Below are 12,210 nucleotides of genomic sequence, written 5' to 3' on the forward strand. Positions count from 1 at the left end.
ATCCAACGCCTTGGGCAGTGACCCGCCATAGGTAATCACGGTGGCATCGGATCCGCTGCGGCGCACTGCCGCTCGCGATATGTCGGTTGCGGTCAGCGCATCGACGTCGCTGGCGGTGTTGTAAAGCTGCACGTGTTCGAGGATCACCACCGGATCCGGATCGGCCAGCGCGGAACCAAGCATGCCATAGGCATCGGTAACCGTCGCCGGGGCGACGACCTTGATACCCGGGATGTGTGCATACCAGGGATCGAGGCTATGCGAGTGCTGGGCCGCCAGCTGACGACCTGCCCCGGTCGCCATCCGGATAACCAGTGGCACCGAGAACTGACCGCCGGACATATGGCGCAGCGCCGCGGCGGTATTGACGATTTGGTCGAGGGCCAGCAGGCTGAAGTTGACGGTCATGACTTCGACGATCGGCCGAAGTCCGCCGAGCGAAGCGCCGATCCCGATGCCGACGAATCCCAGCTCCGACAGGGGTGTGTCCCGCACCCGTTCCGGGCCGAACTCGTCAAGCAGGCCTTTGGATGCCGCATAGGTTCCGCCGTAGCGGCCGACGTCTTCTCCCATCAGCACCACCCGTGGGTCGTCGCGCAACGCATCGCGTAACGCGTCGTGCACGGCACTGCGGTAGGTGACCTTCATCAGCTTGCCTCCGCGTTTGGAGTCAACACGTCGCGTTCGAGATCATCGACGCTTTCCCAGGTTCCGGCTTCGGCGTAAGCGACCGCGTCTGTGACTTCACGGTCGGCGTCCTGTTCGATCGTTGCGATGTCGGCCGCATCGAGGGTACCTTCGCGCAGGCACTGCTCGGTGAACGCGGGGATCGGGTCGCGTGTGCGCCACTGCTCGACTTCGGCTTTGTCCCGATACAATTCGGGATCGAACATTGAATGGGCGCGGAATCGGTAAGTGCGGAACTCGATGAAAAACGGCCCGCCGGTGTTCCGGATATGGTCCACACCCCGTTGCGTGGCGTCGTGGCAGGCAACGACGTCCATGCCGTCCACTGCGATGCTCTCCACCGTGTACGACGCCGCCTTCACCGTGAGGTCGGTCTGGGCCTGGGCACGCTGCAGCGAGGTCCCCATTGCGTAAAAGTTGTTCTCGCACAAGAACAGCACCGGCAATCGCCACAGCGCGGCCATGTTCAGCGACTCGTGGAATGCTCCCTCGGCAACCGCGCCATCTCCGAAGTAGCACGCGGTCACCCGGTCGCGGTGCAGCATCGAATCCGCCAGTGCCAAACCCACCGCGAGCGGCAGGCCACCGGCCACGATGGCATTGCCGCCGTAGAAACGGGTGGTCGTGTCGAAGAGATGCATGGATCCGCCCCGGCCGCGGGAGCAGCCTTCCTGCTTGCCGAACATCTCGGCCATGATCGAGGTCATCGGGATGCCGCGCAGCAGTGCGTGGCCGTGCTCGCGGTAGGTGGCCACCACCGCGTCGTCAGGACCCAGCACGCTCAAAGAGCCCGCGGCGACGGCTTCCTGCCCGACGTAGAGGTGCAAAAATCCGCGTATTTTGGCCTCTCCGTACAGTTCTGCACACTTTTCTTCCATCCGGCGCACCCGGATCATCGATGACAGCAGCGTTCGGGCCAATTCGCGGTCGGTCATAGCGCCACCGTTTTGCTAGTGGGCTCGGCGGGCGGCTCGACGGTAGAGGTGTCGCCCTCCGGTAAGCCGAGCTCGCGGGCCTTCAGCAGGCGACGCATGATCTTCCCGCTGCGGGTATGCGGTAGCGTTTCGACGAATTCGATCTCCTTCGGAGCGACGGCGGCGCCAAGACGTTTTCGGGCGTGACCCAGCAATTCGAGCCGCAGTTCGTCGTCGGCCGAGTAACCGGTTTTCAACAGAACGAACGCCTTGACGACCTCGCCGACGGTCGGGTCGGGCTTGCCGATGACCGCCGCCTCGGCGACCGCAGGATGGTCGGTCAGCGCATTCTCTACTTCGAACGGGCCGATGAGGTGTCCGGCCGACTTGATCACGTCGTCGGCTCTGCCGACGAACCAGAAGTAGCCGTCGGCGTCGCGTCTGACCAGGTCACCAGTTAAATACAGGCCGTTGTGGAAGCACTTGCGGTAGCGCTCGTCTTCATTCAGATAGCTCCGGAACATGGAGGGCCAGCCAAGGCCGAGTGCGAGCTCTCCCTCGACGTCCGGCTCGTCGACAACGGATACGCCACCATCATCGTGGCGCACCACGTACGCGTCGACTCCGGGAAGTGGCCTCCCCATGGAACCGGGTTTGATGTCGAATGCCGGCGTATTGGCGATCATGATGCCGCCGGTCTCGGTCTGCCACCAGTTGTCGTGAATCGGTAAGCCCAGCACACGTTTTCCCCAGATGACCGCTTCGGCGTTCAGCGGCTCGCCGACACTGGCGATGAACCGCAGGTGGGGGAAGTGGTATTGCTTGGCGAGCTCGGATCCCGCCTTGATCAACATCCGCAAGGCGGTTGGGGCGGTATACCAAACGGTCACGCCTTGGCTCTGCAGAATTTGGTACCAGCGTTGAGCGTCGAATTCGGCTTCGTCGACGATCGAGGTGACCCCGTGCAGTAGCGGGCTGATTACACCATACGACGTACCGGTGACCCAGCCGGGATCTGCTGTGCACCAGAAGATGTCATCGGGATGTAGGTCGAGTGCGTACAGACCGGTCACGTAGTGCATGACGACCGCGCCGTGGACATGCAAAGCACCTTTCGGTATGCCGGTAGTACCACTGGTGAAGTGGAGTAAGGCAGGGTCGTCGGCTGTGGTCGGGGTGATCGGCGCATCGTCGTCTGCGCCGTCCATCCATCGCCAAAAGTCAATAGTTCCGGGCAGGACGCCGTCGACAACGAGGATCTGGCGTACCGAGGGAAGCCGTTCTCTTATCCCAGCGATCTTTCGCCGGTAGATCGCTTTAGTTGTGACCAGGACGTCGGCCCTGCCGATATTGACACGGGTAGCAATTGGTTCAGGGCCAAACGCTGAGAACAGCGGTGAGACCACGCAGCCGTTGCGTAACGCGCCCATGATCGTGATGTACAGTTCGGGTGTGCGGCCCATGATAGTGAAAACCCGGCTGCCCTGGTTAATGCCAAGGGAGCGAAGCACATTCGTGAAACGACGCGAAAGACGTGCCAGCTCAGCATAACTAAGATCCCGGGTGGCCATCGCGGCATCCCAGCTCTGCTCACTGACGAACCTCAGCGCTGTGCGCGTAGCCGACGGGCCTTCGGCGTGCCGATCCATTGCGGCATAAGCGATGTTGCAACCGCCACCGGCCATGCCCGGGCACAGTGGTGGGACCTTCGACCAATCGAACATCGCCCGGGTCTGCTCGTAGTCCTTCAGATGCGGCGGGACCGCCCAATCGGAGGGCGTCTTGTGGATGACTTTCACGCTTGCCCTACCCGTCCGGTCGGAGTGTTCCGCTGTCCAAGGCGGAGGCAATGTTCGCCATCACCCGATCCAATAGCACCGCACAGACGGTTCCATCGTTAGCCAGATTGCTCAGTCCCTGGTGCCGCAGGTAGGCATGCAGGCGTCGATCGATCGGCCATTCGACGAAGCGCTTGCTGGCGTAGGTTGAGCCGAGAAATCCCCACGCTATCGCGTCCAGTTCGGCGTTTCGCTGTTCGACGGCGGGGTGCATCATGGTTGTCCTTCTTCGATCAACGCAACGGGATCAAATAGTGCTGTGTCGCCAGTTCGGTGTCGACACCGCCCGCTTGCATCGAATCGAGGTAGGCCGATCTCATCAGGACGAAGCCTCCGGGCACCGGCAGCTCAGCGGCCACCAGCTCACCCAGATTGGCGCCCTTGCCGCCAGCGTCTTCGGCATCAGCGATTCGTAGCGACGCGATATCGCGCACGTAAGTTTGGGTTTCCATGACTTCTTCCTGCACGGCATTTCCGGGCATCGCTGACGCTAGTGGCGCGTCGACTAATCCCGAACCGGCCAGTGGGCACCAGTAGATGTGACGAAAGTCCCTCGTTCCGAATCGCTATTCGGCACCCTCGACTGCCAGTCGCCAGAGCTCCTCGGCAGCGCAAACGGAGTCCGATAGCGGTTGGCTGGTATCGACGTGGTGCGCCTCGGGCCAATGCTGACTGTTGGCCAACGCGGTCGCTATCTCCGGCGTCGCGTCCGATAAGCCTCCCGTCGGCCGGGCAGCGACCCGGCGTGCGGCGGAGTTCACTGACGTCTCACACTTCAATTCAAGTCCGACGGATTGCGTCTGGATAGCCAGCTGCCGCGCTTCGCCGCGGCGGTGGGGATCGCGCCAGGTGCCGTCGAGGATCACCGATCGGCCGTTGGCCAGCTCAATCTGGGCCTGGCGCAACACCTCGCCATAGACGGCGGCGACGTTCTCATCGGAGTACAGGCCGGCGTTCAGGGCACCTGCCTCGCCACCGATATCGCCCGAATTCTGCATGGCGCGCCGCACGTCATCAGTGGAGATCACCGCTGCGCCAACCCGCTCGGCTAAAGCGTGCGCCAGAGTGGTTTTTCCCGTCCCCGGTCCGCCGCCGACCATAGCCAGCCGTATTGAGCAAGCATGTAGATGCTCGAGCGCGATATCCAAGTGGCGCGATGCGTCCGCGGCGGCGTCGCTATGTCCTTGCGCGAACCGCACGCAATCGACCTTGGCCCGGACCAGTGCGCGGTAGGCGACGTAAAAATGCCTAAGCGACTGGGGAGCCGGGTCGGCGCCAAGCCGGCTGTATTGGTCGAGGAAGAACTCGCCGAGGTCTTTGCGACCCAGGAACTCTAAATCCATGGCCAGAAACGCTGCGTCGTCGATCGTGTCGACGTATCGAAGATTGTCGTCAAACTCGAGGCAGTCCATGATCTCCGGACCGGTAGGACGGCAGAAGATGTCGTCGGCGAGCAGATCGCCGTGTCCATCGACGATCCGCCCGTCGTGGACGCGCCCGGCGAACAGCAGCCCACGGCCTGCGATGAATTGTGCCGCCAACCGTTCGGCGGCCTCGAGGCGCTGTCGGTCCACGACCGTATCGACAAACTGCTGCATCTCGACGAAATTGGCCTCCCAGCGGGCTTTGACCGCAGCGACGGTGCCTTGCGCAGCGACGGACCGACCCCGTTCGGCGCCTTCGTGGAACCTCGCCAGCACCTGGGCGATCGCCATGAGTGACTCAGTGACCGGTTGGCCGTGCCGCACCATCGTCGCCAGCCGAGAAGAGTCCGGGTGGCGCTTCATGACGAGCACCGGTTCACTGGTGCCGGCCCAATCAGCGCTCAAGTGAGCGACGCCTAGATAGCTGGCAGACGCCAGCCGCCGATTGAGCTCCAGTTCTCGCTGACACGCCCGCTCACGCCGCTCCGGGGTGCTGAAATCCAGGAAATCGGTGCGAATCGGCTTTTTGACCTTGTAGGCCAATTCCCCGACGAGCACGACGAGCCCGGTGTGCGTCTCGTGTACCTCGCTGTACGGCTCGACTGCTTGTTGGTTGGTGGCCGTGGTGTGCCCCATGAGCACATTCTCTTACCCGACGCATTCCGCGCGAAGCGGTCGGAAGACCTGTACAGCCGGGTCGCACGCCGCGTCGTCAAGGGACCAAGGACCCTGGCCTGCGATGCCCGGACCCGTAAGGCTCGAAGGGAGGAAAGGGCTGGTAGCACCTATGACGACAGCGGCAGTGGCTCACGAGGTGATCGAGCGGGCAGTGGAGTTGGCCTGCCGGGCGCCATCGCTACATAACAGCCAACCCTGGCACTGGGTGGCTACACCGGCCGCCGTTGACTTGTTCACCGATCCTCATCGTGTGGTGCGCTCAACCGACAGTTCGGGCCGCGAGGCAATCATCAGCTGCGGTGCCGTGCTCGATCACTTCAGAACCGCGATGGCCGCCGCTGGGTGGCACGCCCAGATCGAGGAGTTCCCCAACCCGAACAGGCTCGAGCACCTGGCATCGATCTACTTCACGCCGCTCGAATACGTGACTCGGGTCTGGCGCGACCGTGCCGACGCGATATCGCGGCGCCGCAGCGACCGACTGCCATTCGGGCCCCCGAGGGATTGGCAGTCATTCGAAACGATGCTGCACATCGCTTGCGAGTCCGATCTGGTCGCCATCGAGGTGTTGGCCGACAACGCCCGCCCGCGGCTACTCGACGCGTCGCGACTCACCGAGTCCCTACGCCGTGACGACGACTATTACCATCGCGAACTAGACTGGTGGACAGCTTCTTCCAATAAATCCGAGGGAATCCCGCCGAGTGCATTGGTGTCACGGTCCGAAGCTGATCGAGTTGGAGTGGACCGACGACTCCCTGCCAGCGATTGCGGCGACCGGCGCGCCACCGCCGCGCAGGACCAGGCAAAGATACTGGTGCTGTCCACGCCGGAGGATACCCGCGCCGACGCACTCCACGCCGGCCAACTGCTGTCGAAGGTGCTGCTGGAGTGCACGATGGCCGGACTAGCGACTTGCCCCCTCACGCATATCACCGAACTGGAAGCCAGCCGGGACATCATCCGAAATTTGATGGTGAACAATGCGATGCCGCAAGTCTTGATACGGGTCGGTACCGCGCCGGACGTCGAGGTCGTTCCACCACCGACGCCTCGGCGACCATTGTCTGACGTCCTGGAATTTCGTCGCTGACTACTCGGCGGTGACACTGTGGGTTGTGGTCAAAGGAGCAGGAGATGTTTGAAGCCCCAACAAAATACGGCATAATTGTCGGGGTCGACGGTTCGGTGGAATCAGATGCCGCTATATCCTGGGCGGCCCGTGAAGCATCCATGCGTCATCAACTCGTCACTCTGATGCATGTCGTCCAACCGGTGGTTGTCAGCTGGCCGGTCAGCCCCGAGCAGACGACTGTGGCCGAATGGCAAGACGACAATGCGCGACACGTCATCGACCAAGCGCGCAATCGCCTCAGCTCCGCCATGGATCAGCCCCGGCCGCCAGACATTCGGACAGAGGTGCTTTATTCGCATCCGGTGGATGGGCTTGCCGATGCCTCCAAGGACGCGCAGATGATCGTGGTGGGAAGTCATGGCAGGGGTGCGTTCGGCCGACTTCTGCTGGGTTCGGTAAGCAGGGGTGTTGTTGAGCATGCGCACTGCCCGGTAGCGGTCATTCACGCAGACAACGAGTCCGCTCCGGTCGACCCGAAAGCGCCCGTTCTGCTGGGCGTGGACGGTTCGCCCGCCTCCGAAGCCGCAACGGCATGGGCATTCGACGAGGCGTCGCGGCGGGGAGTGGCGCTGGTCGCGCTGCACGCGTGGAGTGACGTAGGGGTTTTCCCGATCCTCGGCATGGACTGGCGGACATATCAGGGCGAAGGCGACGAGCTGTTGGCCGAACGCCTCGCCGGCTGGCAGGAACGCTACCCCGATGTGCACATCAGTCGACGGCTGGTCTGTGACACCCCGGCGCGCTGGCTGGTCGAGGAATCCCAGCACGCGCAACTGGTGGTTCTCGGCAGCCATGGCCGCGGCGGATTTGCCGGGATGCGTCTCGGCGCGGTCAGCGCTGCGGTCGCCCAGTCGGCAAGGGTTCCGGTAATCGTTGTACGCACGCAGTAGCGCAACAGCTTTCGACTCGGCCACAGGCACGTCCCGCTGACATGGTGACGAACGTCCCAGGGCTGCCGGGACTTCAGCCTCTGTCGTATGCCAGCGCTCAAATGGTCGGATATTCCCAACGGGATCTCGATTGCAATACCGGCTATCATCTCGCCGGATGACGGCCCTCAATGGAGGTAATACAATGCAATCTTCACATCAATCCCAGCACAGGACGCGCATGTTCGCTCGTGTGATGGGCCCGTACCTGGCTATTATCGCCGCCACCGCTGCCTTGCGGCCGACCGATATGCGGGCGATGCTGTCAGGATTCGAAGCGGACCCGTTGTGGTCCTGGGTCACTGGGGCGTTCATCCTGCTGCTGGGTCTGGTGGTCATCGCCCTTCACTCGTACTGGCGGGGCGCCGCAGCGATCATCGTGTCGGCTATCGGCTGGCTTGTCGCAGTCAAGGGGCTGTTTCTGGTGGCCGGCTCCCACACGTATTTCTCGATGGCCAACTCCGCAGTCGACGCGATGGGTTGGTGGCGCGCGGGTGCCGTTGTGGAGGTCGTTATCGGGCTGTATCTGGCTTACGTCGGTTGGGCTCCGGCGCGGACCCGCCCGGTGCCACAATCGGCGAGCTCAGCTCCTGACCTGCCGCATGCCGCCTGACTGATGGCTCGGACGCGGGCAACGAGGAAGGCGGCGACCCTGCCAGGGGTCGCCCACCTGGGATGGCAAGTCACCTCTACCTGAGGGCTAACGACTCTCGCTCGCCGCGGTCGTCGCGCATACCGTCGAAAGACGAAGACCAAGATAAATTTTGGGCGCTTAAGTCCCAAAGGGAAGAAGCACCACGGTGACCTACTCCTATGAGTATCCAAACCCGCCCGATCGGGGACCGTTTGGGGAAAGCGGCGTCCCGATCGATCCGGGCCTCGAGCCGCCAATGGTGGAGTCGAGACGCCGGGCGAAATGGTTCATCGGCGGGGCCGTAGCCGCTCTTTTATTCGCCGGCACAGCGGCGGGCGTGGCTGTTATGAACCACACGCACCACACGGTTTCGTCGGCTCCAACGACGCCCAGCACCACGGCGCCTCAACAATGGTGGGCCGGGGCGGAGAAAGATTTCACCGACCTGCAGCATGCATCACAAGACGTCGATCAAGCGTTCAGTCAATTCAAGCCAGGCGCTTTGGCGGCGGCGTGCCAGCATGTGCACGATGCTGCGGAGGTCGGAATGGAGAGCCATCTACCAAGCCCCAATCCGGAGCTCACTGCCGAGCTACATGCGGCGGTCGAGGATTTCCATTCTGCGGCACATCTGTGCCTGGCTGTCGTGGCGGGTTCCCACGCCGACTATGACGGAGAGTTTCTCTCGTCGATGGCTCAGGGGAACAAGCACATGCGGGCGGCTCAAGACATCATCAATAGGATGCTGGCGGGCGTTTAAACACTTGTTGGCGGTCGAATCGCCGCTGGAAACCCTTTCACTCGCGGACGATGAGCACCGAGGATTGAGCATGCCGGAAGACGGGATGGACCTGCGGCCCAACGATCCGCGCAAGTTCTCCGGCGTCGGGGGCGCCAACAACAGCCATCGGGACTAGGTCATCGATGGTCTTCAGGAAACGCGTGACGTGGGCGCCCGTTGTCACGGGGTAGATGTGGACATCCGGATACCACCGTCTCCATGGGTACAGGCGGTTGTCCAGTTCGTGCGACGGAGCCTCGGCCGCGTCTGCTTGCGCAGTGCCGATAGCCAGCACCGGCAGCTTGCGCAGCTGCGCTTCTCTCATCGCTTGATCGACGACGATATCGCGTCCAGGCGCGTCGCCGACCTCCACCACGATCCAGTTGATGTCCGGTCCCGGCTGGTCCGGTTGGGAGCGAATCACCGCGACCGGACATTGAGCCTTTTCTGCGACTTCAGTCGCGGTCGAACCCAACAACGCCCGGGAATAGCGACCGATCCCGACAGATCCGACGCAGATCATTTCAGCATCGTCGGATTCGGAAACCAGAACGGCACCCGGCGGCCCGCGGCGAATGTCTGTTTCTACTTTCACCAGTCTTCCCATCGCCTCGACCGCGAGTCGTGCCGCCTGAAGCGATGCCTCGGCGTGTGCTACGTCTCGGTGGTAGTCCTCGGCAGAGGGGTGAGTGGCCTTGATGGCCGCGAGCATAAGTAGCGAGACCCCACGGCCGAGTGCCTCGTCCACGGCCCACTCGGCGGCATGGATCGCCGCCTGTGAACCATCTATGCCGACGATGACGGCTGGCCGAATTCTCCTGTCGCTCATAGCATCCTCCGTACCCCGCCACCTTGATAATGGCGTCGGTAATCATCTGTGACGGTGAGGTCGGGCTTCGCGAGCCGGTACACATCGATTAAACGAGTGAGATCGCTTGGGGTGACGATGCCTACGACACATGCCCCGTCGACAACGAGTGCACGGTTTCCTTGACCGGACGCCAGCCGTTCCAGCAGCGCGGTGACGGGCTCGTCCGGTGTTGCGGTCGGGACACGGCTCAACGGTATGGCGATGTCACCGACAAGGGTGGTGGAGCGATTGCTCGGTTCCACTTGACGCAACTGGGTCAGTGTGATCAGCCCGGAAACCGACCCATTGTGGTCCTTCACCGGATAGGCCGAATGCCGGTCGCCCAGGAGATAACGCTCGATGAAGTCCTGCACGGTGATCCAGGCTGGCGCCGTGTGGGGGTTGGTGGTCATTGCGTCGCCGACACGCACACCCGTCAGCGCATTGCGGGTCAGCGCCGACGCCTCATCTGTGTGCGCGGCGGTAAAGATGAACCAGCCGATGAACGCCAACCAGACCCCGGCGACCATGGCTCCGGCCAGGAACTCGAGCAGCCCGAACGCTATCAGGACGAACGCGAGGGTGCGCCCGGCCCGCGCTGCGCCTACGGCAGCGCGCGTCGGGTCACCGTGGCGGCGCCACAGCCATGCGCGCAGAACTTGACCACCGTCCAACGGCGCACCGGGGAGCAGATTGAAAACGCCCAGCAGCGCGTTGATTCCAGCCAGCCACCACGCAACGCCGATGGTGATGTGCTCTACGCCCAGGGTCCGCAATCCTGCTCCAGCGCCGGCAAATAACGCCGCCAGCAACAGGCTTGTTGCGGGGCCCGCCACCGCGATCCGGAACGCGGTCTGCGGTGTCTTGGCTTGACCGCCCAGACGTGTGACGCCGCCGAACATCCACAGCGTTACGCCGAGAACCTCGATACCGGCGCGCCGGGCCACGATCGCGTGCGCGAGCTCGTGGGCGAGCAACGATGCGAGCAATAGCGTGGCGCCGCATACACCGGCGATCCAATAGGACCCTGCCGAGTAACCCGCGGCGGTGGTGGGCAGGGTTGAGGCCAGGCTCCAGGTAAACAGCCAGAGGATGACCAGTACGCTCCAATTGGCATTTACCGGAAACCCTGCGATACGTCCTAACGGGATTCCGCCCATGCTGTAGACCTCCAAAAGCGGTGTGGGAGTAGATCTCTGTCGTTCGATTACTGGTGTCGGGCGACGATCACCGGCACGCGGGCCGCTTGCGCCACGGCCGTGCTCACCGATCCCAGCAACATGCCGGAAAATCCGCCGCGGCCGCGACTGCCGACGACGAGCAGTTGTGACGACTCAGCCTCCTCCAAGAGATGACGAGCCGCAGCGTCTAACACAATCCGGCGCCGGACGGCAACGTCGGGATAGCGTTCTCGCCAGCCGGCCAAGCGTTCGGCCAAAGCTTCCTCCCCGACCGCTTGCTGAGCCGACCACTCAATGCTCGGAATGTCGGACACGTGCGCGTCGGACCATGCGTGCAGAGCGATGAGCTCTACACCTCGCCAGGACGCTTCGTCGAAAGCAATCGCTGTCGCTAACTCCGAGGCCGGCGACCCGTCGATGCCGACCACCACCGGCAGCTGTGAAGGTTGCGACGCAACTGGTATTTCGTCGTGGATCACGGCCACCGGACAATGTGCATGGTGGATCAGCCCGGTGCTCACCGACCCGAGCAAAACGCGACCCAGCCTGCCGTGCCCGCGACAGCCCACCACGATCATTTGCGCGTGAGTGGATAGATCGAAAAGCGCCGGACCGGTTGCCGAGAAGTACACCTCGACGTGTAGTTGCGGAAGAGTCCCGTTTTGGACGCTGTCCTTGGCGAGCTCGACTGCAGCCGAGATGATGTCCTCGCCTTCTGCTTTCCGCCATTCATTGATTTCGGAGGGAGGTGGAACAGCGCCTCCGCCCAAGGCCACCATGCCCCACGGAGGCCTTTCGATGACATGAACGATGCTCAGTGGAACGTTGCGCATGCCCGCTTCACGTGCGGCCCAACGCACCGCCATGTCCGATGACGGCGATCCGTCGACGCCGACAACGATTCCCTCATGGACAGAGCGATTCGACATTGCGGTCCTTCCCAAATTAATGGCTTTTGTCGGGCCCGTTGCCGCTGACATTAAGGACCCTGACGGGTCTCGGGCAGGAGTCATTAGTCCCAAACTCGCAGCCGGATGACTCTTCGCGATGGAACTGCTCGTGGCAAGGGAGCCCGCGTGCGCATCACCCGAAGGGCTGGCGGCATGAGAGGATCTGCCCGAACGTGGCATCACCGGTCTTGGAACGGTGTCAAACTAGG

The 12,210-nt window shown here is 62.9% G+C and carries 12 protein-coding genes and 1 pseudogene; 4 read left to right on the forward strand and 9 right to left on the reverse strand.

The genetic code is table 11. The features are described from left to right. From VEI45_RS17510 to VEI45_RS17535, 6 genes and pseudogenes are all read right to left on the reverse strand, one after another. A partial coding sequence (locus tag VEI45_RS17510; protein ID WP_324855447.1) for an alpha-ketoacid dehydrogenase subunit beta occupies positions 1-648 on the reverse strand: 648 nt, incomplete at its 3' end. Next, positions 648-1,622 (reverse strand): pyruvate dehydrogenase (acetyl-transferring) E1 component subunit alpha, encoded by a 975-nt coding sequence (gene pdhA / locus VEI45_RS17515; protein WP_324855449.1) that lies wholly within the window; start codon positions 1,620-1,622, stop codon positions 648-650. The genes VEI45_RS17510 and pdhA, both read right to left, overlap by 1 nt. Then, entirely contained in the window at positions 1,619-3,400 is a 1,782-nt protein-coding gene (gene acsA, locus VEI45_RS17520; RefSeq protein WP_324855451.1) for an acetate--CoA ligase, read from the reverse strand. The genes pdhA and acsA overlap by 4 nt, the downstream gene beginning before the upstream one ends. Positions 3,401-3,407: 7 nt before the next feature. After that, complete coding sequence (locus VEI45_RS17525) at positions 3,408-3,656, reverse strand: hypothetical protein (protein ID WP_324855453.1); 249 nt, start codon at positions 3,654-3,656, stop codon at positions 3,408-3,410. A 37-nt stretch (positions 3,657-3,693) separates the two neighbouring features. Continuing rightward, positions 3,694-3,891 (reverse strand): annotated as a pseudogene (locus VEI45_RS17530) (PEP/pyruvate-binding domain-containing protein); the annotation flags it as partial. Positions 3,892-4,005: 114 nt separating this feature from the next. Next, entirely contained in the window at positions 4,006-5,499 is a 1,494-nt protein-coding gene (locus tag VEI45_RS17535) for an AAA family ATPase (protein WP_324855454.1), read from the reverse strand. Between the two features lie 151 nt (positions 5,500-5,650). Here VEI45_RS17535 and VEI45_RS17540 point away from each other — a divergent pair, with 151 nt between their 5' ends. The 4 genes from VEI45_RS17540 to VEI45_RS17555 all read left to right on the forward strand — a co-directional run bounded on the left by VEI45_RS17540 (position 5,651) and on the right by VEI45_RS17555 (position 8,999). Then, positions 5,651-6,634, forward strand: a complete 984-nt coding sequence (locus VEI45_RS17540; RefSeq protein ID WP_324855456.1) for an Acg family FMN-binding oxidoreductase — start codon at positions 5,651-5,653, stop codon at positions 6,632-6,634. 44 nt (positions 6,635-6,678) lie between these two features. After that, positions 6,679-7,566, forward strand: a complete 888-nt coding sequence (locus VEI45_RS17545; protein ID WP_324855459.1) for a universal stress protein — start codon at positions 6,679-6,681, stop codon at positions 7,564-7,566. A gap of 220 nt (positions 7,567-7,786) precedes the next feature. After that, positions 7,787-8,218, forward strand: coding sequence for a hypothetical protein (locus VEI45_RS17550; RefSeq protein WP_324855462.1), 432 nt, complete (start codon positions 7,787-7,789; stop codon positions 8,216-8,218). Positions 8,219-8,405: 187 nt separating this feature from the next. Further along, the gene (locus VEI45_RS17555) at positions 8,406-8,999 is read left to right on the forward strand and encodes a hypothetical protein (RefSeq protein ID WP_324855463.1); all 594 of its coding nucleotides are present in this window, start codon (positions 8,406-8,408) and stop codon (positions 8,997-8,999) included. Between the two features lie 37 nt (positions 9,000-9,036). Here the strand turns inward: VEI45_RS17555 and VEI45_RS17560 are convergent, their stop codons facing one another. The 3 genes from VEI45_RS17560 to VEI45_RS17570 are packed head-to-tail and all read right to left on the reverse strand — an operon-like array spanning position 9,037 to position 11,980. Further along, positions 9,037-9,849, reverse strand: coding sequence for a universal stress protein (locus VEI45_RS17560; RefSeq protein WP_324855465.1), 813 nt, complete (start codon positions 9,847-9,849; stop codon positions 9,037-9,039). Continuing rightward, on the reverse strand, positions 9,846-11,030 hold the full coding sequence (locus tag VEI45_RS17565) for a site-2 protease family protein (protein ID WP_324855467.1): 1,185 nt from the start codon (positions 11,028-11,030) through the stop codon (positions 9,846-9,848). The genes VEI45_RS17560 and VEI45_RS17565 overlap by 4 nt, the downstream gene beginning before the upstream one ends. Before the next feature lie 47 nt (positions 11,031-11,077). After that, a complete protein-coding gene (locus tag VEI45_RS17570) occupies positions 11,078-11,980 on the reverse strand; it encodes a universal stress protein (RefSeq protein ID WP_324855470.1) in 903 nt (300 codons plus the stop codon). Between the last annotated feature and the right edge of the window lie 230 nt (positions 11,981-12,210).

This window comes from Mycobacterium sp. (genome assembly GCF_035623875.1).
In the GTDB taxonomy this organism is placed as follows: Bacteria; Actinomycetota; Actinomycetes; order Mycobacteriales; family Mycobacteriaceae; genus Mycobacterium.